Origin of the sequence: Fodinicola feengrottensis (genome assembly GCF_039530045.1) — a bacterium.
Taxonomy (GTDB): domain Bacteria; phylum Actinomycetota; class Actinomycetes; order Mycobacteriales; family HKI-0501; genus Fodinicola; species Fodinicola feengrottensis.
In genome coordinates this window covers 42597-63578 of sequence record NZ_BAAANY010000043.1, presented here as the reverse complement: position 1 = coordinate 63578, position 20982 = coordinate 42597, and the positions used below count along the sequence as shown (strand labels likewise).

20 protein-coding genes are annotated in these 20982 nt (G+C 64.9%); 10 read left to right on the top strand and 10 right to left on the bottom strand.

Annotation, left to right across the window (positions count from 1 at the left end):
- The first annotated feature begins 477 nt into the window (after window positions 1-477).
- The 3 genes from ABD301_RS39515 (at window position 478) to ABD301_RS39505 (ending at window position 2659) form a co-directional block, all read left to right on the top strand.
- Complete coding sequence (locus ABD301_RS39515; protein ID WP_344315161.1) at window positions 478-1101, top strand: TetR/AcrR family transcriptional regulator; 624 nt, start codon at window positions 478-480, stop codon at window positions 1099-1101.
- 28 nt (window positions 1102-1129) lie between these two features.
- Window positions 1130-2065, top strand: coding sequence for a patatin-like phospholipase family protein (locus tag ABD301_RS39510; protein WP_344315160.1), 936 nt, complete (start codon window positions 1130-1132; stop codon window positions 2063-2065).
- A 255-nt stretch (window positions 2066-2320) separates the two neighbouring features.
- Window positions 2321-2659, top strand: coding sequence for a hypothetical protein (locus ABD301_RS39505; RefSeq protein WP_344315159.1), 339 nt, complete (start codon window positions 2321-2323; stop codon window positions 2657-2659).
- Window positions 2660-2697: 38 nt separating this feature from the next.
- On the opposite strand, the gene ABD301_RS39500 is transcribed toward ABD301_RS39505, so the two are convergent.
- Together ABD301_RS39500 and ABD301_RS39495 are read right to left on the bottom strand one after the other, a co-directional pair.
- Complete coding sequence (locus ABD301_RS39500) at window positions 2698-3048, bottom strand: hypothetical protein (RefSeq protein ID WP_344315158.1); 351 nt, start codon at window positions 3046-3048, stop codon at window positions 2698-2700.
- A complete protein-coding gene (locus ABD301_RS39495) occupies window positions 3045-3428 on the bottom strand; it encodes a hypothetical protein (protein WP_163570092.1) in 384 nt (127 codons plus the stop codon). Before ABD301_RS39495 ends, ABD301_RS39500 begins: the two co-directional genes overlap by 4 nt.
- Window positions 3429-3844: 416 nt before the next feature.
- Between ABD301_RS39495 and ABD301_RS39490 the strand changes: the two genes are divergently transcribed.
- Window positions 3845-4123 carry a hypothetical protein gene (locus tag ABD301_RS39490; protein WP_163570091.1) on the top strand — a complete coding sequence of 93 codons (279 nt, stop codon included), beginning with the start codon at window positions 3845-3847 and terminating at the stop codon, window positions 4121-4123.
- A 72-nt stretch (window positions 4124-4195) separates the two neighbouring features.
- Here the strand turns inward: ABD301_RS39490 and ABD301_RS39485 are convergent, their stop codons facing one another.
- Both ABD301_RS39485 and ABD301_RS39480 read right to left on the bottom strand, forming a co-directional pair.
- Window positions 4196-5737 carry a trypsin-like serine protease gene (locus ABD301_RS39485; RefSeq protein WP_344315157.1) on the bottom strand — a complete coding sequence of 514 codons (1542 nt, stop codon included), beginning with the start codon at window positions 5735-5737 and terminating at the stop codon, window positions 4196-4198.
- A 46-nt stretch (window positions 5738-5783) separates the two neighbouring features.
- Window positions 5784-6371 carry a TetR/AcrR family transcriptional regulator gene (locus ABD301_RS39480; RefSeq protein ID WP_163570089.1) on the bottom strand — a complete coding sequence of 196 codons (588 nt, stop codon included), beginning with the start codon at window positions 6369-6371 and terminating at the stop codon, window positions 5784-5786.
- 50 nt (window positions 6372-6421) lie between these two features.
- Between ABD301_RS39480 and ABD301_RS39475 the strand changes: the two genes are divergently transcribed.
- Window positions 6422-6961, top strand: coding sequence for a GNAT family N-acetyltransferase (locus ABD301_RS39475; RefSeq protein WP_163570088.1), 540 nt, complete (start codon window positions 6422-6424; stop codon window positions 6959-6961).
- Between the two features lie 34 nt (window positions 6962-6995).
- Here ABD301_RS39475 and ABD301_RS39470 read toward each other — a convergent pair whose 3' ends face one another.
- The gene (locus ABD301_RS39470) at window positions 6996-9284 is read right to left on the bottom strand and encodes an ATP-dependent Clp protease ATP-binding subunit (protein WP_344315156.1); all 2289 of its coding nucleotides are present in this window, start codon (window positions 9282-9284) and stop codon (window positions 6996-6998) included.
- A 128-nt stretch (window positions 9285-9412) separates the two neighbouring features.
- Window positions 9413-10585, bottom strand: coding sequence for a pre-mycofactocin synthase MftD (gene mftD, locus ABD301_RS39465; RefSeq protein ID WP_425552022.1), 1173 nt, complete (start codon window positions 10583-10585; stop codon window positions 9413-9415).
- Window positions 10586-10674: 89 nt separating this feature from the next.
- Here mftD and mftR point away from each other — a divergent pair, with 89 nt between their 5' ends.
- Window positions 10675-11286, top strand: a complete 612-nt coding sequence (mftR, locus tag ABD301_RS39460; RefSeq protein WP_279581500.1) for a mycofactocin system transcriptional regulator — start codon at window positions 10675-10677, stop codon at window positions 11284-11286.
- On the opposite strand, the gene ABD301_RS39455 is transcribed toward mftR, so the two are convergent.
- Entirely contained in the window at window positions 11273-12403 is a 1131-nt protein-coding gene (locus ABD301_RS39455) for a hypothetical protein (protein ID WP_344315155.1), read from the bottom strand. The two genes, mftR and ABD301_RS39455, sit on opposite strands and share 14 nt — an antisense overlap.
- Before the next feature lie 39 nt (window positions 12404-12442).
- Complete coding sequence (locus tag ABD301_RS39450) at window positions 12443-13666, bottom strand: MFS transporter (protein WP_344315154.1); 1224 nt, start codon at window positions 13664-13666, stop codon at window positions 12443-12445.
- A 70-nt stretch (window positions 13667-13736) separates the two neighbouring features.
- On the opposite strand from ABD301_RS39450, the gene ABD301_RS39445 reads away from it, so the two are divergent.
- Window positions 13737-14726: an ArsR/SmtB family transcription factor gene (locus ABD301_RS39445; RefSeq protein ID WP_344315153.1), complete on the top strand. Its 990-nt coding sequence runs from the start codon at window positions 13737-13739 to the stop codon at window positions 14724-14726.
- Here ABD301_RS39445 and ABD301_RS39440 read toward each other — a convergent pair.
- Entirely contained in the window at window positions 14672-15613 is a 942-nt protein-coding gene (locus ABD301_RS39440; protein ID WP_344315152.1) for an oxygenase MpaB family protein, read from the bottom strand. The two genes, ABD301_RS39445 and ABD301_RS39440, sit on opposite strands and share 55 nt — an antisense overlap.
- An 83-nt stretch (window positions 15614-15696) precedes the next feature.
- Here ABD301_RS39440 and ABD301_RS39435 point away from each other — a divergent pair, with 83 nt between their 5' ends.
- Window positions 15697-16314 (top strand): TetR/AcrR family transcriptional regulator, encoded by a 618-nt coding sequence (locus ABD301_RS39435; RefSeq protein ID WP_344315151.1) that lies wholly within the window; start codon window positions 15697-15699, stop codon window positions 16312-16314.
- 253 nt (window positions 16315-16567) lie between these two features.
- Window positions 16568-16942: a peptidase inhibitor family I36 protein gene (locus tag ABD301_RS42675; RefSeq protein ID WP_390624155.1), complete on the top strand. Its 375-nt coding sequence runs from the start codon at window positions 16568-16570 to the stop codon at window positions 16940-16942.
- 447 nt (window positions 16943-17389) lie between these two features.
- Here ABD301_RS42675 and ABD301_RS39425 read toward each other — a convergent pair whose 3' ends face one another.
- Complete coding sequence (locus ABD301_RS39425; protein WP_344315150.1) at window positions 17390-17791, bottom strand: hypothetical protein; 402 nt, start codon at window positions 17789-17791, stop codon at window positions 17390-17392.
- A gap of 557 nt (window positions 17792-18348) precedes the next feature.
- On the opposite strand from ABD301_RS39425, the gene ABD301_RS39420 reads away from it, so the two are divergent.
- The gene (locus tag ABD301_RS39420; RefSeq protein ID WP_344315149.1) at window positions 18349-20859 is read left to right on the top strand and encodes a DEAD/DEAH box helicase; all 2511 of its coding nucleotides are present in this window, start codon (window positions 18349-18351) and stop codon (window positions 20857-20859) included.
- Window positions 20860-20982 lie beyond the last annotated feature (123 nt).

Here is a 20982-nt window from a genome sequence, read left to right as displayed (position 1 = left end):
GGCTGCCAGTTTTCGTTTCTGTGGATAAGAAACGGACCGCGTAAATGCCCCTGTGGAGAACTTCCATTTCAGAGCGCGCGCGCTGGCCCGATACTCAACTGCTTGTTTTCTACGAAGCGGTAATGAAGCCCCATTCGTTCCCACGTGGTGCCACTGTGAAAATCAGACCTGATCCAGGACCTCGTCGGGCGACGTACACCACCGCACCGGTCTTCTTCGCAGCCGCGACAGAGGCGGAATATTCGTCGCTCTTCCAGCTCTGCCCGCCACAAACTGTCGCCCCGGCAACAGGCCCATGTTGCGCAGCAACCGTCCGACTACCACTTGACCAGCCGTATCACCAGCCCATCGGCCACGTCCGGGGAAAGTCCACTACAACACCCCCGGCTTTAGTAGTGCTGAAGCGGGATGCACGGCTCGCCCCCAGCGTTCTGTATCACTGTTCCGTAACATCCGTTCGACTGCTATGGTCGGGTGGTGCCTCGAGTCAAGCAACGCACTGACGCCCTCCGCGAGCGGGGGGTGGCCAGCGCCTTGGCGTTGCTCGCCGAGGAGGGCGTGACAGGGCTGACCACCCGGACCGTCGCCCGCCGCGCGAATGCATCCGTGCCGGCGATCTACGAGGTCTTCGGCGACAAGGCGGGACTGATCCGGGAAGTCTTCTTCCAGGGATTCCGGATGCTCGGCGACAGCCTGTCCGCGACTCCCCCGACCGCGGATCCGCTGGAGGCGCTCCGGCACCTCGCCGAGGCCTTCCGGCGGTTCGTGGTCACCAACCCGGTGTTGTCACAGATCATGTTTTCCCGGCCATTCGCCGATTTCGATCCGACCGCGGACGATGACAATGCCGGCGTCAAAGTGCGGAAGGTCTTTCTCCGGCACATCCGGGGCGCGGTGGACGCGGGGTTATTCGTCGGCGACCCCACCGATATCGCTCACGTCTTCTTCTCATTCATCGATGGCATGGCCGCCGCGGAAGCAGCTCATCGGCTTGGATCGTCAAAGCAATCCGTAGACCGTCGCTGGCGAGTCGGGCTCAACGCACTGATCACCGGTCTCTGTCAAGAGCCCGCCACACGTACCCTCGCTCGCCGGGTCTGACGATGAAAGTGCTACTCGAGGTGGAATGGTGACCGACACTGTGCTGCAGCTGTTGCGTGAGCGCAAACAGCAGGGAAGCGTGCCCGGACAACGCGGCGACAATGCGCGGCTGGTGCTCCTGATCGAAGGTGGGAGTTCGCGTGGCGCGTACTCGAGCGGCATGACGATTCCCATCGAACAACTCGGCCTGCTGCCGATGTTTGATGCCGTCTATGGCAGTTCCGCCGGAGCGTTGAACGCGGCTTGGTTAGTGTGCGGTCGCGCCGAAAGCACCCAGCACGCGTGGTGGGATCCGATTATCATGCGGACGACCATCAATCCACGGCGAGCCCTGCGTCGGCGGCCTGTCGTAGACACCGATTTCCTGGTCCACAAGGTGTATACCGAGATCATGCCGATGGGCTTCCAGGAAATTCTCGACAGCGCCGTGACATTCCACCCGATCGCCACCGACGCCCAGACCGGTGAGCCCGTCGATCTGTACGAGCAGATCCATGATCAGTCCAGCTTGCAAACCGCGCTTCGAGCATCGACCGCCATGCCACTTCTCACCGGCGGTCCTATTGAGATCGATGGGCGGTCCTATGTCGACGCCGGGCTGAGCGAAGCCGTTCCGGTGCGAACAGCACTCGCGCAGAACGCCACGCACATTGTCGCGCTCCGCACTCGGCGTACGGACGAGACCGCGTCGGCCCCCGCGCGCGCCGAACGTCTGCTGATGTCGCGATGGTTCGCCCGCAACGCGCCAGGAGCCGGCGCGTCATGGCTGCGGCGGGAAGCCATCCGAGCCGAGGAAGAGCGCCTGCTGGCTTCACATCCCGCGGTCCTGCAGATCCGGCCGCCCATTGGCAGCGCGAAAATCGGCCGTACGGAACGGCGTGCGCACTTGCTTCGCGAGGCCGTTGACACCGGCCGCCGGGTCGCGTTGAACGAACTGGCGGGCTGCGTCGAACAGCACGTCTAGGCCGCCGCCCGGAAATTCCAGGAAAAGGCGGCATGGACGACGTAGTGGTGAGAATGCCGCTGGAAAAGGCGGGTGACCGCTGGCGTGCGGTGCGTCATCATCAGTGGCATGAATCGAGATGCGGCGCGGAAACAGGTGGCGAATGCGGCCGCCCTGTAGGGCATCGGCTATCTGGATGCCGCCGACGTCGTACGCGCCGCCTGCGACGCGTTGGTCGCCGGCCTGGACGGAACCGCCCTTTCGATGCTCGCGGCGGTGCCTTATCGCGATGCGGTTGTCGAGATGCCTTTGGTGCTGGAAGCGGCCATGGACGAGCTGGGCCTGTCGTATCACCTCGTCGACAGTGCGAACGCGATGGAGGCCGGACTCACCGCTCTGAGTGCGCGAATGCTGGCCGGACACCTGGCCCCTCGAGACCTCACCACCTGGGCGCACCAAAAGTTCAGTCACGACGGTCTTGCGCTGGCCAGGACGCTTGTCGAACTCGACGACATGTACGACTGCGCGGAATACCCGATAACTGCCCCAGACACTTCCGAGGTTGAGGCACAAATCCGGGCCGAGGCACGCCGGATCGTTGCCCTTAGCGAATAATGGGATAAGCCGGGCCAGCCGACTGAGCCAAAATCCCGTCAGCTCTCCGATGTCGCCTTGCGGCCGAAAATGGCCAACACTATGAGCAGCCAAGCCACTCCGGTCAGGATGTTGAGCGCGAAATCACCGCCACCATTCACCACCGAGCCGACGATCGAACCCCCGTGGTCTGTCGCGGTAAGCCAAGAGCTCAGCGCGACGACCGGCGGCCACAGCAGCGCGGAAAGCAGCGCCAGCACGAAAGCGACAACACCGATGACGGTCTTGCGGCGATCCGTAGCCCTGTTGGCGACGACGATCACGATCGCCGCCGGCAAGGCGATCAGTACGGGGATCTGAGTGGCCAGATAGCGCAACAGGGTGTCGAGGAAAATGCTGTCGCTCGTCATGCCGCATCCGCTCCCGATGACGTACCGATTCGCGGTTCGCTTGGACCTGGTCTGCTGACCACCGCGACAGCGGCCAGAATCCAGGCGACGGCGGCCAGCAGGCCGGCGATGACGTTCACCGCCACAAAGACGAGGTTGACCTGGTCGGCGGCGACGGTCGTGTCGTGCGCGAAAACGTTGAGGAAGCCGCCAAAGCTGCGCAGGCCCGTGGTGAGGATGAGAGCCACGAACACCAGGACGATGCCGACCATGACCAACGCCGCCGCCCTGGGATGGCGTCGCCTGCGCATCACCGCCAGTACGAAGCCGGCGACCAGCGCGGCGCCGAGCGGCAACTGCACCACCAGCGTGGCCAGCAGGGAGGCTACTGCTCCAGCCATCGATTCCCTTCCTCTTGCTCCTGGTTGGGTAGCTTAAAGGGTGAGGTCCAGCCGACTCTGTTCACACGGGGTGTCGTGCGACTATCTCCACGTAGCCCTTGTCGCCGTCTGCCCGGAGGGTGTAGCCGTCGCGGATCGGATCTGTCGCGCCGACCAGCCCGCCGCACTGTCCCGAGCCACAGCCGACGAACGTACGGCGAACAAATGCGCTGTCCATAACTGGCGAACAGCTGCGGCCCGGCCTGACGAATGTCACCCTCCCCTGACATTTGTCATGCATATATCAAAACATGGCCCATCATGATTTCACTGACGCGACATTTTTGGTTCACCACAACGAACCTGTCCGGTCCGTATAAAGAAACAGCGACACGCCACCGTCCTGTGGCCGTCGGTTCTCTTACTGGAGGTCGCTTGTGAACTGGAAGAAACTCGCCGCCGCCGCGGGCATCGCGGTCATAATGGCCACGTCCGCCACCGCACTGCCCACCGCGGCTGAGGCGGCTGCCGCGTCGACGCCGTCGGGCAAGGCGCAACCGTACGAATGGTTCCTTTACCAAAAGGGCTACTTGGCCTATTTTGCCTGCGAGAACGCGGGAGCCGCGCTCCAGCGGGCCGGCACATATCGGGACTACCAATGCTATTGGGAGCCGGGCAGCAGCACCTATGCCCTTTACGTGGAAACGTGGTCGTAAGGCGCATATCGCGGCACTGAAACGGCTCGGCGCTGGGACCAGCGCCGAGCCGCCTTACGTCTAACAGAGCGGTCAGGCCGCTGGGCGGGCGAGTACGCAACCCGGAGCGAAAAGGTCCAATGTGGACTGAGCGGTGAGGCAGGCCGGGATCGCATTGATCTGCTGGCCATAAGTGCGGCCTTGTACGGAAGTCACAGTCCCGTTCGCGGCCACCTCGCACGGGTTGCCGTCCGTGCACTGCGCACCGTCGCGGTTGCTGGTGTTGTGTACGCCAACGATGGTGTTGCCGTCCGAGGCGATCACCGCGGAACCGGAATATCCAGGGCCAAGATAGCAGTTGTCGGTGGCGGCCCAACGGAACGAATTGTCCTGCTGATAACCGGCTTCGCGCAGGTGCGAAATGACGGCCTGGACCGTACAAGGCTGACGATAAGCTCCGCTCAGCACGTCCACATGAGCGCCGGCGCCCACCGGTTTGGTGGTCACCTGGAAGACCTTCTCCCCCTGGGCGGCCAGCTGCGCGTACGTTTTGTCAAGCCGGTAAAGGGCGATATCGGTGCCAGTCATCGTCGCGTACACCAGCCGATTCGCGGTGGCCGTGACCTTGTCATACCCCTCGCTGTCCTGGATGGCGATCGGCCGGTTGGCCGGCTGATCCACCAACGCCGACCCAACCGCCGGGCGCGCCCCCTCCACGCAGTGGCCATTTGTCAGCAGCAGCGCTTTGGACCCGGGCCGCGCATCGGGCGTACGCACCACAGACGCCATGCAACGGTCGAGTTCGACGGTGCCGGCCAGCGACGGCACCGGCACCTCCGGCGGCACGGCGGTGCCGTCCACAATGCCGTTGATCCAGGCGGCGCGCTTGGTGACGTCCGTGTAGAGGACCGGCTGGTTCGCGTTGCCACCGCTGACAATGCCGGCCAACACCCAGCGACCCTTTTCCCGTACGAGCGCCGGCCCACCGGAGTCCATATTGGTCGCGGCGACGCTGCCGTCGAGGCTGCCGATGCACAGTTCCTGGCCAGCCAAACCGGTCGAACAGGCTGAGATCGGCTGGACAGCGGTGTCGGCTTCCCTCAGTTTGTCAGGGAAACAAGCGGGATTGTTCCGATCGTCGCAAGTCATTCCCCAACCGACAATGCGCGCCGGCGTGTGGTCCGGTGGGGTGGCGCTGGCGAGCCGAATCGGCACGGCACGTACCGGAGTCCGTAGGTGCAGCAACGAAAGATCTCTGCCGAAGAAGCCATCGGGCCGAGGAGTGGCGAGCCGATAGAACTTGTCGACATCGACAACTTGGCCGCCTGAGCTCGCGCTCAGCGACCCGATCCGGACCCGCCAGCCGCGCGGAGTGCCGACTGCGGCTTGGTTGGGCGGGGCCGCACAATGGCTCGCGCTGATCACCCACTGCGGCGCGAGCACGCTGACACCGCACACATGTTTGTCCGGACGGGGCGACTCGGGCCGCTCCAGCGAGCCCAGGAAGGCGTACGGCTTGGACGACTCGACCCCGCCGACAATGGCCTGCGCAGGGGAAGCGAACAGGCCGGTCGCGGCGAGGACGAGAAAGACAGCGAGAAGTGATGTGCCCCGATGGGGACGGTGAATTCGCATGCGGCTCACTGTGGTCGTGGCATGTCCACACCTTGCGATCGATGTGTCACAGCTTCGTGACAGTGTCCAAATAGTCGTCCAAAAGCTCGATCTGCCGGTTGGCCGGAAATGCTGCTGGATCAAAAAGGGCTTGTACGACCAAACCGAGGATGAATGCCTGGGCACCGGCCGCGATGCGGGCCGGATCCCCGGCCGGCAGTTCACCCAGCTTTTGGGCTGCGGCAACGAGGTCACGCAGCTTGTCGCGGCTTCGCGCGTACTTGCCGGCATAGTCGGCACTCAAGCTGGGCTCGGCGAGGGCGGTGTCCCACGACGACACCCAGATCCGGTTACTGGCGGCGTCCTCGCTGGTCAGCGGCAGAACATCGAACAGCACGGCGCGCAGGGCCGACAGGCCCTCGCCGGCCGCACGCCGCGGGCGACTGTCCGTACGCCGCTCCAGCAGGTCGAGCGCGTACCCGACAAGGTCCCGTTTGCTGGGGAAATAATGGGTGAGCAGACCGGTGGTCGCGCCGAGCTCGGCGGCGACCGCGCGCATGGTCAGACCGCCGAAGCCCTGCGCGGTCAACACCCGCCAGACCGCTTCCGAGACATCTCGGCGGCGGGCCTCGTGATCGCCCTTTGTTCGTGGCATGCTGCTACCGTACATAATCATAACGACTGTTGTGTGAATGTGGGGTCATCATGTTCTCCCTCCCGCTGCGGGACAATGCCGAGCTCCGACCGCTGGAGATCTGGCACGCCGAGGAGTTCGCCGCCAACCAGGACCGCGCTCGTGAGCACATCCGCCCCTGGGTGGGGCCGACCTTCGTGACCGAGGACGTAGACGGCGCGCGGGCCACCCTGCGCCGGTACGCCGAGCGCCAGGCCAACGACGGTGCGCGTCTTTTCGGGATCTGGCTCGACGGAACGCTGGTCGGCGGCGTGATGTTCGTGGATTTCGACGCGGCCTATGGAACCTGCGAAATTGGCTGTTGGCTGGAGCGTGCGGCCGAGGGGAACGGCCTGGTCACCGCCGCTTGCGGCGCCCTCCTGGACTGGGCGTTCAGCACCCGCGGGCTGCATCGCGCGGAGTGGCATTGCCGAGCCGACAACGACCGCAGCGCCGCGGTCGCGAAACGACTCGGGATGACTTTTGAGGGCGTACAACGCGAACTCTGGCCGTACCAGGGGGTCCGCTACGACAAGCAGATCTGGGCGATCCTCGCGCCCGAATGGAAATAGCGGAACGGGTGGCCGTGCGACCACCCGTTCGCCACTACACGTACTCGTCCACCTTGAACACCAGTTGTGCGGCCGAAATCCGGTCCAGGTCACCTTCGACGTCGATGGTGATCTGCTGACCGGACTGGATCTCGCCGAAGAGGATTTTCTCGCTCAGCGTGTCCTCGATCTCGCGCTGGATGGTCCGGCGCAACGGCCGGGCACCGAGCACCGGGTCGAATCCCTTCTTTGCCAGGAAAGTACGAGCGTTCTCGGTCAACGACAACGTCATGCCCTTTTCCTTGAGCTGACCGCAGACCCGGGCGACCATGATGTCCACGATTTGGACGATCTGCTCCTGCGTCAACTGATGGAACACCACGATGTCATCGATCCGGTTCAGGAACTCCGGCCGGAAGTGCTGCTTCAGCTCGTCCTGAACCTTCTGCTTCATCCGCTCGTAGTTGCTGGAATCGTCGTTGCCGCCTTGGAAACCGAGACTGACGGCCTTGGAAACATCGCGCGTACCGAGATTTGTGGTCATGATCAGCACGGTGTTCTTGAAATCCACCACACGACCCTGGCCATCGGTCAACCGGCCGTCCTCCAACACCTGCAACAACGTGCTGAAAACGTCCGAATGAGCCTTCTCGATCTCGTCGAACAACACCACGCTGAAGGGTTTCCGGCGGACCTTTTCGGTCAGCTGGCCACCTTCGTCGTAGCCGACATACCCGGGAGGCGCGCCCACCAGCCGGGACACCGTCGACCGGTCATGGAATTCGGACATGTCCAGCTGAACAAGCGCGTTGTCGTCACCGAACAAGAACTCGGCGAGCGCCTTGGACAGCTCGCTCTTCCCGATCCCAGACGTACCAGCGAAAATGAACGAGCCGCCGGGCCGCTTCGGATCATTCAGGCCGGCCCGCGTACGACGAATCGCCTTGCTGACCGACCTGATCGCCTCCTGCTGGCCCACGACCCGCCGGTGCAGCTCGTCCTCCATCCGCAGCAGCCGGGACGTTTCGGCTTCAGTCAGCTTGAAAACCGGGATGCCCGTCCAGCCCGCCACCACCTCGGCAATAATGTCCTCGGTGACGATCTCGTCGAATTCCCGCAGCTCCGGCGGGGCCGTCATGCGACGCAGTCGCATCATCGCGCCGGCCTCGTCGATCAGGTCGATCGCCTTGTCCGGCAGGAAACGGTCCGCGATATACCGGTCCGCGAGGGTCGCCGCGGCAACCACCGCGGCGTCGGTGATGGTCACCTGGTGATGCTCCTCGTACCGGCCACGCAGGCCTTTGAGGATCTCCGCGGTTTGGTTTACCGACGGCTCGGCGACCTCGATCGGCTGGAACCGGCGCGCCAAAGCCGCGTCCTTTTCGAAGTATTTACGGTATTCGGTGACCGTGGTGGCGCCGATCGTCCGCAGCTCGCCGCGGGCCAGCATCGGCTTGAGAATGCTGGCAGCGTCGATCGCACCCTCGGCCGCACCGGCTCCGACCAGCGTGTGGATCTCGTCCACAAAAAGAATAATGTCGCCGCGAGTTCGGACTTCCTTGAGCACCTTGTTCAGGCGCTCCTCGAAATCACCGCGATAACGGGACCCGGCGACCAAAGAGCCCAAATCCAGCATATAGATTTGCTTGTCTTTCAAGAGCTCCGGCACGTCACCGTTGACGATGGCCTGCGCGAGACCCTCCACCACGGCGGTCTTGCCGACTCCTGGCTCGCCGATCAGCACCGGATTGTTCTTCGTACGGCGGGAAAGCACCCGCATCACCCGGTCGAGGACCTTTTCCCGGCCAATCACCGGATCCAGCTTGCCCTCCCGGGCCGCGTTCGTCAGATTGCGGCCGAACTGGTCCAGCACCAGCGAAGTGGCAGGGGCGGCCACCTCGGGTTTCGGGTCGCCGGCAAGCAAATGGGCGACCTCTCGGCGTACCGCGGCCGGCTCGACATCCAGCCGTACCAACACCCGGGTCGCGGTTGCCTCCGGGTTTCTGGTCAATCCGAGCAGCAAGTGCTCGGTGCCGATATGAGTATGGCCAAGCTGCAGCGCCTCCCGCAGGCTCAGCTCCAACACCTTTTTCGCCCTTGGGGTAAAGGGAATTTGCCCGTCCGGCACGTCCCGGCCGGTCGCGGCCAACTCCCGCACCTCTCGGCGTACGGACTCCAGCGTGACGCCCAGCGCCCGCAACACGGTGGCCCCGACGCCTTCTCCTTCCCGGATCAACCCGAGCAGAAAATGTTCTGTCCCGAGATGCCGGTCCCCGAGCATGTCCGCCTCTTCCCTGCCAAGGAGGACAACACGGCGCGCGCCATCGGTAAAACGTTCGAACATCATCACACACCTCCACGACGATCGGCGCCCTGTCCACACCCAGGCAAGCACATCGGCGTACGCCGGGGCAGCCGCGTTCGCTCCCAACGAAATACGCCAGCAGCGAAAGAGGACGTGGGGCGGTGCGGTCAGGCGCCGAGGCGGCGAAGGAAGTTGGGCGGGACGACCACGTCGTCCGAGGTGAGGTCGTGGACGCTGGAGCGGCCGAGCCCGAGCAGCGCCGAGTCGATGCCGCCGCGCAGGATGTCGAGGACGTTTTCCACGCCGGCCTGGCCATTCGCGGCCAGGCCCCACAGGTACGCGCGGCCGATCAGCACCGCCCGCGCGCCCAGCGCGAGCGCCTTGACCACGTCGCTGCCACGCCGTACGCCGCCATCGAGCAGCACCTCGATCTGGTCGCCGACGGCTTCGGCGATCGACGGCAGGACGCGAATGGTCGCCGGGGTTCCGTCGAGGTTATTGCCGCCGTGGTTGGAAACCGAGATCGCGCTTACTCCGGCGTCGACGGCCTGCCTGGCGTCGTCGATGCGGGTGATGCCTTTCAGCAGGAACGGCCCGTCCCATTGTTGGCGCAACCACCGCACATCCGCCCAGCTGGGCAGCGCGGTGTTCATCCATTCGCCGTACGCACCGAAAAATGTCGGTGCCGGCTGTCCCGGCACGCCCATGTTCGGCACGGTCAGGTCCGGCACTCGGCGGGTTTTCGCGTACGCGGCAAGCCAACGCGGATGGGTGATGGCCTCCGGTGCGTAGCGCAGCATCGTACGGAAGTCGACTTTCTCTGGAATAGCGGGACTTCCCCAGTCGCGCCCGTGGGAGAAGGACCAGTCCAGGGTCACGATCACGCCGGCCGCCCCGGCGGCGCGGGCCCGTTCCAGCCGCTGCAGCAGCTGGTCTTTGCTGCCAGACCAGTAAATCTGGAAGAAGGTCCGCGGATTGGCCGCGACCACCTCCTCGATGGGTTTGCTGGCGAAGGAACTCAGTCCCAGCGCGGTGCCGCGGGCGGCGGCCGCGCGCGCGACGGCGACCTCACCGTCCGGATGCACGGCTTGTACGCCGGTTGGCGACAGGATCACCGGCAGCTCGATCCGCTGCCCCAACACCGTGGTCGACAGATCGCGCTGCGCCGGCAGACCTGCCACATGCGGCGCGAACCCCAGCTCACCGAAGGCGGCCAGGTTGTCGGTCAGGGTCGTCCCGCGCTCGGACCCGGCCACCAACGCCCCGTAAACCGACTTCGGCAGCCGTCGCCGGGCGCGTCGCCGCGCCTCCGCCACCGTCTCGAACCAGGCGTTGCTCATCAGCGAGAGTCCTCACGTCGGCTTTTCGGCACGCTGTGTCGAATAGCGAAATGTTAATGTCACCAAGTGACGAAAACAAGGGGGCACGGGTGACCGCCGAGGCCCCGAGTCCACGCCGTGGCCGGCCGCCGGGCACGACCGCGCGCGCACTGGAGCTCATCGCGCTCCAGCTGTTCACCGAACAGGGCTTCGACGAGACCACCATCGAACAGATCGGGACCGCCGCCGGCGTCAGCCGCCGCACGTTTTTCCGTTACTACGACTCGAAAGCGGCCGTCCTCTGGGACGACTTCGAGGGCGAGGTGGAGCGCCTGCGAGCGGCGTTCGCGCGAGTGCCGTACGACGTGCCGCTGATGGACGCCATCCGCGAGGTTGTGGTGGGCGTCAACCGCTACCGCGCCGAGGACGTACCTGAGCTGCGTACTCGGATGCGGCTCATCAGTTCAGTGCCGGCGTTGCAGGCCAGCGCCGCGCCGCACTACGACCGCTGGGAGCGCGCCGTCGGCGACTTCGCGGCCGCCCGACTGGCTCAACCAGCGGACTCGCTCTACCCACTGACGATCAGCCGTACCACGTTGGCGGCCTGCCGCGCCGCTTTCGACCACTGGCTGGCACGCGGCGACGAGGACCTGACCAGCTACCTCGATCTCGCCTTGCGGGCCCTCATCACCGGGTTCTCCGACATGCTCACGACTGGCTGACGCCGCGGACCAGGACCAGTCGGTCGATGACCGGTTCGACCACCAGCTCGGCGGCGACCTGCTCGCTGACGCTGGTGTTCCGGTTCCGTGCGTCGAACTGGGCGGCCAGCGCCGTGGCCCGGTTCTCCAGCACCACGCGCAGTTCAGCGGCGGTGAGTACGGCTTCGGACCGGTCGCCGTAAGCCGGCCTGGTGATTTTCAGCTCCCGCTGGCCGATTGTCTGCATTCTGCGCAGCAGCAGCGCCGCGTCAACGGAGAACCACATTTCGCCGGCTGGACTGTCAGGCTCGTCGAGACAGCGAAGGTGCCGGTTCAGGATTTCCAGGCCGCGGGCCTCATTTCCGGTACGCGCACAGAACTCCAGATAGTTGGCAATCGACCAGCAGACGCCAGGCTCGTTGCGGTGCTTTCGGTAACCATGAACGAAAGCGTGCCGAGCTTCTTCGAGTCTTCCCTGTCGCACCAATGGCAACATGATCGCGGAGCGAATCCCCTGCGGCTGGTTGATGCATTTCCGCCCGCGGGCCAACGCCTCGTTCGCGAGCTCGATGGCGGTATTATCGCGATCCATCCAGAGATGGTGATGGATCATTGCGGCGGTTTCGCAGATTTCGCAGTCGCTGGTACGATCCCGCGGAGCGAGAAGCCATTGCTGGAAGGCCCGCTCGGCGCCTGCACGGTCACCGAGATGCCGGAAAAACCTGCGCTGCTCCGAATAGACCGCTTTGAGGCTGCGGCCAGCATTGCGATAGCGCCGCTCCATGTCCGCGAGCGCCCGCTCGGTCTGTTCGAGGCTGATGCTGGGATAGTTGGGCATCGCGCCGATAATCCACTTGAACCGCCAGAGCAGCGTTTGCAGGTCCACGTCGGTGAAGCGCACCTCGGCGCGATCGTACGCGGCAAGGCACCATGCGAAGGACTCGAACCCCTTTCCCTGCTCGCCACCGAAATTGGCGGAGTCAATCATCGCCACTCGTATGTCGAACACCAGCCGGTCGTCGCCAGTCGCCTCGGCGTGGCCGAGAATCTCCTCGACCAGCGACGTACGTGCGGTGCTATAAGGCAGTTGGTACGCTTGGCCGAGTTGCCAGCGCAGCTCCTGTTCGTTGCTTGCCACCGGCGAACGGTAGCCGACGCAGCGCCCTGCGGTCCTTCCCTAACAGGCGGCCCTCCGGGCATCCTGCCGGTCCGCGCAAGGAATGTTTCGGCTTGAAGGCCGGTGAAAGGCAGGAGCGACCCGGAAGGCGGTCACGCAACATCCCAAGGCCACGACCACGCACCCGATGGACAACGCGGCCGGCCCAGCCGTCACATAGACCGCCGGCCCCACCGCGCCGGCGATCACTTTCGCGACCGCCTGGCTCCATCCGTACAACGCCTGATAGCGGCCATGCGCACCCGTCGGCGCCAGGTTGGCGACCAGCCCGGCCGCGACCCCGCCGGCGCCGACCTCGCCGACCGTCCACACCACTGCGGCCAACGCGAATTCCGTTGTGGTGTGAGCAAAACCAACCAGCCCCATCCCTGTTCCGACAAACAGCCACGAGACGCCGAGGACCCGCAGCGGCGCGAACCGGGCCAGCAGGCGACTGGCGAACGGTTGCAGGCAGACAATGCCCACCCCGTTTACCACCACGATCGGGCCGAAGCTGCTAGGCGGCAGCCCAGCGCCGGTGATCGCCAGCGGTAGACCGAAAAATACCTGCGAATAGACGACGAAATACCCGCAAGTGAGAATCACCAGCCAGCGCAACCGAAAGTCCGCGAACGCGGTCCGGTAGCCAACCAGCGGTCGCCCGCCAGCCGGCCGCCGGTCGACGGTGGCCGGGATGCCGAGCGCGATGATTCCGGCGAACAATAGGCAGGTGAACGCGTCGGTGGCGAACAACAACCAGAATCCGTGCGCAGCCAACAAGCCGGCCGACACCCCAGCTACCGGATAGCCGAGGTTGATCGCCCAGAAAATCAGCCCGTACGCGTACGAACGGCGCCGGAGCGGGACCACCTCGGCGACCAGCGCGGCTGCCGCCGGCCGATAGAGGTCGCCCACGAATCCCAAGGCGGCCGCGGAAATCGCCAGCAACGGCAGGTTCTGAGCGGCACCGAGGGCGCCCATGCAGCCGGCGGTGGCCACCATGCCGGCGATCAGCGTGAGCCGATGGCCGAACCGGTCCGCCAGAAATCCGCCGACCGGCTGGCTCAGCAGTCCACCGACGCCCAACGCGGTGGTGACAACCCCGATCCCAGCCACGGTCAGGCCGCGAGAAGTCAGGTAGAAAACCAGAAAAGTGGCGACCATGCTGCCGATCCGGTTCACCAGCTGACCGGCGAACACTATCCAGAAGACCCGAGGCAGCCGGTCGGCGGTGTCTGTTTTCACGATAGTCACTTTCGCGGAGCTCTCCGCGATGGCCTACGCTCTTAGTTATAGCTAAGAACCGGGGTGATTTGTGGCACTCGAGCTGGCCTTCACGACCGAGGACCTCGCCCGTACGAGACTGGCCTTCTCGGCGCTGGGCGAGGCCGTGATGAGCATCCGGGTCATCAAAAACCCGTCGTACCACGCACCCCACCTGCCATGGGTTCGGCAGGTCCAGCCGCGATTTCGGCAGTCAGCGTCCACTCTCGCACTGCTGTCCGAACTGATCAACGCGCCGATCCGGATCCCGGATTTCCTCACGCCGCCACCGGACGGCCCGGCCACCGACCTGGAAGCGGACCTACGTCGGCTTCGTACGGTCAAGCCCGATCAGGTCCGCCACGATCTCGAAGTGTTCCAGATCCGGCGGACCCGGCGCGTGCAGGACCTTTACGCGGACCCAAAAGACGGGCTGGCACGGCTCGCCGACTCGATCCGGGATTACTGGGAATGGGCTCTCGCGCCGCACTGGCCGCGGATCAAACGACTTCTCGACGGCGATGTCTTCTATCGGGCCCGTCAGATGGCCGCCGGCGGCGCGCGGCTGCTCTTCCGCGATTTACACCCGCAGGTGGCCTGGCGATCCGACGCGATTGTTTTCACCCATCACCCCGAGCACAGGCCCAAGTTCCGCAGTGCGCGCGGCGAAGGACTTTTGTTGACACCATCGGCTTTCGTGTGGCCGCGTATCTCCACCATCACCAGGCCGCCGTGGCAGCCAAGTCTGCTCTATCCGGCCCGCGGCGTCGCCGCCCTCTGGGAAAGCGGCACCGGCGGGACGCCAACGGCCCTCGCCGGCGTGGTCGGCCGGACGAAGGCACTTTTGCTGGTCCAGCTGCAAACCCCGGCGACCACCACCGATCTGGCCGCCCGCACCGGCCTCACCACCGGCGGGATTTCGCAGCATCTGACGGCATTACGCAACGCCCGCCTGGTCACCGCCAACCGCGACCGGAACCATGTCCTTTACGTACGAACGATGCTGGCCGACTCGTTGGTCGAGGGAGCTGTCTCCCGGTAAATCTCGCGAGCCTGCGCCGGCGTGACAGTTTCCGGCCGCAGCGGCACCGCCCGCCGATGGTGCTGGCGAAGAATCCGGCCGGTTTCCGGGAGCGTGTCACTGATAATCCGCAAGGCCCCACGCGGCGAGTTCGACGCTCGTACGGCAGCACGAACGGCCGGTCCATAAGCCTTTCCGATCGCGGCAGGCTGTTCGAAACCGCCCAACTTTCCCATCCAGGCCGGCAAAGTCGCGATCGTGGCCGGTGCCATCAGCCGACTCAACGCCCAGAACCGGGCGTTGCCACCGCGTCGAGGCGTACGCAGGAGATAGTGCATGCCTTGATGAGCGCGCTCGGACGTACACAGATGTGGCCGTACGGCAGCGAAATAGTCACGCACCTCGGCGCGTGAGCTGGGCACGTCCGCGGGTTTGCAGGTCTGCAACCCAGCGGCGATCACCGACTCCGCCCAGTATTGCTTTTCCTCCGCGGCAGACAGCGGTCCTGGACCGTACATCTCGTAGCATTTGAGCACCGAATGCCAGCCAGTGACGTGAATCCACAGCTGGGACGAGGGATTGTTGGCGCTGTAACGCTTTCCGCTGATCGGCTCGATGCCGGTCGCCGCCGCGTGCACCCGCATGAGATGGTCCGACGCGGCGATCGCGGTACGCCCGTCGGCGACCGCCACGGTCAGAAAGTATGCGAGCGTACGATCCAACCGCCCGCGCGGATCGGTGTAGATGCCGCGCATGTCGGCGACCGCGGCGGCCAGGTCCGGGTCGAAGTGCTCCAGCACGACCGAGCGCTGGAAGCCGATCAGCGCGGTCGGGCCCGTCCACACCTTCCAGGTCGGCGAGCCGGGGCCGAAGAACCCGTAGTCCTGCGAGGTGGCGAGATCGGCCATGGCGGACCCTCCGGAATCAGAATTGCTACCCACGCGTAGTAATATCCTACGCTAGAGTAGCTTTGTCCAGACCGGAGGTGCGAGTGGCCGCCACAGCCAGCCGGCGTACGTACGCGCCGCGTGCGCCCGTCGAGGAACGTCGCAAGCAATTGCTCGACGCTGCCCTGAAACTCGTGGTGTCCGAAGGCCACACGGCCGCCACCATGGAGGCCGTCGCTCGGCAGGCCGGCGTCTCCAAGCCGGTCATCTACGGGGTGTACGCCAACCGCGCGGACCTGCTCGACGCCCTCCTGCGTCGCGAGCAGGAGGAGGGGCTGCGACAGGTGGCCGCGGTGGTGCCCGACCGCCTCGACCCGGCCGGTGACCTCGGCGCCCAGCTGGCGCGGATCGTCGACGACCTTCTCCGGGCCGTGCGAGCGGCCCCGGAGCGCTGGCACTGCATCGTGATGCCGATGCCCGACATGCCCGCCCAGTTCCACGCCGCCCGCGAATACGCCCGCACCCTGGTCCTGCACCGCACCGAGGAAATGGCCGGCGAGTTTCTGCGCGCCGCCGGCGCCTCGCCCGATCTCAGCCCGGACCTCGTCGCACACGCCGTGATCGCCCTGTTCGAAATGGCCGCGAGGCTGGTCCTCACCGCTCCGGAGAAATACTCACCCGAGCGGATCACCGCCACCGTACGAGCCGCCCTCAACCACTAATCGCCACCGCAAAGACCAATTCGGCTGAGACCGAAAACTCTTCTTTGCCGCCGCGGGTTGGGCCAGCATGTAGGCGGAGCGAGGAAACCACAAACAGGAAAGGACGAGGGAGTCTCAGACCTGGATCAGGGAAGTTTCCCTTGCGTATCCGGGCGTCGCACATGCCTGTTCGACACGAACCTGCGAGGTGAGCATGACCAGAGGGAAGAGACCATAGGTCGTTTCGTTGTTGGCGGCCCTGTTCGCGATCATCATGTTTGTCGGCATCAGCGTCACATCCAGCGCGACTGCCGCATCCACCCATTCAGGAACCGTCGCCCTACGCGCCTCATCGACACACCCGGCAGGGCCTGCAGCTTTGCCATCCTGCCCATCCGGAGATGTCTGTATCTGGTCCAGCACGCATTTCACCGGCACTAGATACAATCCCGTCGGCGGGCCGTGTGGCACCACCATCAATCCCCCTTCCAGTAACTTCGGCTCGTTCATCAACAACCAGACGGGCAACGCGCCAACCACCTTCTATAATTCCAGCAATCAGATCCTGCTTGAGACGCAGGGCTATTCTGCCGTAGATGACGTGGGCGTCGCGATCCGTGGACACGTCGCCCATTGGAAAGTCTGCTAAATCATCGAAACCGGCCGGCTGGGGTGCGATGCAGACCGTCGCGCCCCAGCCGAACTTGTCCCTGGATTCACTGGAAGCCCGGGGGGTGATTCAGTTCGCCGTGCCCGCCAAACAGTTCGCGGCCGGGCTTCAATGGAGCACCATGCTCTCCAGCTGCACAACGGGAGGCAAAGGCGATGTCCTCAAGTTGGTCAAGCCCGTACTTCCACTAAGCGGCCGAAAAAAGTCCGGCATCAGCTGGATATATCCCCAGGAGCAAACACGTATCCTGGAATGGGTCATCGAGCGTTTGGCCCTCTCGTGGACGTCAAGCCGCTGGAATCCACCCTCGCCGACGCCGGTCGGCACTATTTCGCGTACGGCAAGAGCTTCCGCGCCATCAGCCTCCAAAGGAGGAGTTTGGCCAACTGGCTTACCTCTGAGCGATCAACGTCCTACGATGTGTGTTCATCGGGAGTGGACGGGGGTCATGCTGGTGCGAGACCGTGCGCAATCGGCGCAGGTGGTGCAGTTCTGGCGAGCGATCGAGATGTTCAGCCCGCCAGGTGTGCCCAAATGCACGCCCGCCGGCCCGTCAGCGGACGCGAAGGAACTGATTCTGGATGTTCCGCAGGACGGGCTGGCGCCATGGCAGCCAGCACATCCGATCACCAGCAGGCCGCCGAGCGACGGAATGACCTGGCAGTTCACCGTGTACGGCGGGTTGTACGAGGTGTCCTCGGCGCGCACCGAGCTGGTCAAGGCATTCGGCGAAGACGCCGCCTCCGATGAAGCCCCCAGAGACGGCCGTACGGCGATGTTCGCGTTCACCTTGGACGCCCACGGATCTTTGGTCCGGGACAGCGCCACCCTGTCCGCGTGCGCGTGGGCGGTCCACCGATTGCGGGCCGTCGGACCACACAATCCACGCTGGTTGGACGGTTTTGACGGGGAAGAGCGCGATTTTGTCGAAGGATTGAACCGTCTCGCACCACCGAAATTTCCGACGGCAACTGACGGCACGGTGAATACGGTGCTGGCGACCGCAGGAAAAGCAGTCGCCCAGCATGCGAAAGGCGCGGCGATGGATGCGATCGCCGAGGGCGCCAAGGCTACCGGCGCGGTGGTAGCGGCTTCGGTCGGCGTGGGAGTGAGCACGGTCGCCGGGCCGGTGGTCGGTGGGATTGCCGGTGTGGTGGCTGGGAAGTTCGCTGAGAGTTTGCTGACGCCTGGCAAGCGGGACAAGCCCGACCAAGATGCCTCCGAGGGACAGCCATCCGGTAGTGCCGCCGGAGCGCCGAAACCCCCCCAGGCTGGCGCTCACCATCAAAGATCTGCACAGATTCACCCAGGAACTGGCCTCCGGACTCGGACTGCGGGATTTCCTGCTGGCCAGCCGAATCAGAGTACGATGCGTCCAGGTTCCGGTGCGAGACAGCGACACCGCCGGCGAGCAGAACTTCATGAACAGCCACATCGCGAACGATCTGGCCCAGGTCGAAAAAGCCGTGCGTGCGGGGGACATCGGGAAAGGGTTGGCCACCTATCTTTCCGATGAGTCAAGCCAGAACCGGGTGGACGTACGCGCCGACCGCGAGGCCGTCGTGTCGGAAGTCCAGCCGAACCTGATCCCCGGCGGCCGATGGCCTGCCGCGACGACCAAGCCCTTGGCGATGAGCCAACAGTTCGCGACGAACCGGATCCTGCGTGAGCTGCTGGACGGTGCGGGGATTTTCGCGATCAACGGTCCGCCTGGTACGGGCAAGACCACGATGTTGCGAGATGTGCTGGCCGCCGTCGTGGTCGAGCGCGCGACAAAACTAGCCGCCTTGGCCCGGCCATCGGATGGGTTCACCGGTGTGATGGCCGAACTTCCAGGGTTCTACCGGAGCGGGCCGGCCAAAGTACGCGGCATCCGACCCGACCTGACTGGGTTCGAGATCGTGGTCGCCACCGCGGGCAACGATGCCGCGAAGAATGTGACAGCCGAGATCCCCGGGATCGGCGCGGTGGAGGGCGCCGAAAGCGCGGCGCTCGCCGCCGACTATTTTACGGATCTGGCGAGCCAGGTCCTGGACCGCGATGCCTGGGGGCTGGCCGCGGTGCCGCTGGGCAATATGGGAAACCGCCACACCTTCGCCGACAAGTGGTGGTGGGGCAAGAAAAAGAAGCTGCCGGGCCAACCTCCCGCCGCGAGCCCGGCCACGATCGGGATGCTGGAAATGCTCCAGGGGATCCGTAAGAATCCTCCCGGCATCCAAGAATGGGCCACCGCGGTCGGCGAATTCCAGGCCGCGACCACCACAGTGCGCGAGCTGGCCGCCGCTCGCCAGGAAGTCGCCGACCAGATCGCACGGCTCCCCTGGTACGAAAGGGGAATCCGGGAGACTGAGGACCGGATCAGGCAGCGAGAGGTGGCCTGCTCTCGTCACGAGGAAGACCTTCGGCGGGCCGAGGCGACACGAGAGGGTGCCCAGCGGGCATTTGACGACGTGGACCGGGAATACCAGGACTGGCCGAATCACCGACCCGGCTTCTGGGTGTCGCTGTCGACCTGGTTCCGGGCCGGCCGAGACTGGTCCAGGCGGCACGCGGAGCTCGCCCACCTGCGCGAAAAGGCCAGGAAAGAACTCGACGAAAAGACCGCCGAAAGAGGCTCGCACAGGTCGATCCTGTCCCAAGTTAAGCAGGAGCTGGCGGCCGAAAGAGAAAAACTTGGCGCCGCAAGACGGCGACTGTCCGACGCGTACGACAGGATCTCGGACGCACACCGGCAGTGGCCCCAAAGTGTGCCGCACGGCAACGGTGTGGCCGACGACGAGAAGTTCCAGCTGTGCGCGCCATGGGCAGACGAAGAATTCACCGCCGCGCGAAGCCAGCTGTTCCTGGCCGCACTGCGATTGCACAAGGCGTTCCTCTTCCAGACCGAAAGACAGGCCCGCGATAATCTCGCCGCGATCGTCTCGGTGATCCAGGGCAAAATCCGCCTGCCAGCACCGGCACTGCTGGCAGCTTGGCAGACGCTCTTCATGGTCGTACCGATGATCTCGACGACCTTCGCGTCTTTGCCGCGCCTGTTCGCTGATTTGGGCAGTGAATCGTTCGGATGGCTCTTCATCGACGAAGCAGGGCAGGCCACCGCCCAACAAGCGGTCGGCGGCCTCTGGCGCTGTCGCCGGGCGGTCATCGTCGGCGACCCCCAACAACTCGAACCCATCGTCACGCTCCCCCGACCGGCTCAGGACGCTCTGCGTGACTATTACGGCGTGCACGAGCACTGGACTCCCGAGACCGCGTCCGTGCAACGAACCGCGGACCGGCATGCCCGCCACGGCACCGCCTTGCCTGAACCAGGCGGCGGCGACCCGATCTGGGTCGGATCGCCGCTGCGAGTGCACCGCCGCTGCGACCGCCCGATGTTCGATATCTCCAACACCATCGCGTACGGCGGCGACCTGATGGTGTATGGCACGAAAATCCAGGGTCATTTCCCTGGCGAGAATTGCTGGTTCGACGTTTCCGGACCAGCGGAAGGAAACTGGGTGCCAGCCGAAGGTGAGGCGCTCGCCTCGCTGCTGGCCGAGCTGCGCCGGGACGGCGTCAAGCCGGACCGCATCCGGGTCATCAGCCCGTTCCGCGATGCCGTACGCGGCAGCAAAGAGGTGGTTTCTCGCATCCTGGGCAGCGAATTCGCGTACCAGAACGTCGGCACCATCCACACCGTGCAAGGACAGGAGGCGGCGGTAGTGATCATGGTGCTGGGGAGTGCGCCGGGAAACCAAGGAGCTCGCCAGTGGGCTTCGGAGAAGCCAAATCTGCTCAATGTCGCGGTGTCCCGCGCGAAGCGCCGCTTTTATGTCATTGGCGATCGAGAGAACTGGAAGGATCTCCGCTTTTTCGACGTACTGGCAGCGACACTGCCCGCCCGGCGCCTGTGAGGGGCGGCCGGCGGGACATCTAACCTCGACGTTTTCGGGCAGCGTTGTCCCACTGGCTTGGCTGCGAATCCCAGGATTCGTGCCCCTTGGTGCAGGGTAATTGTTGCTGACCTGGTCAGGTAG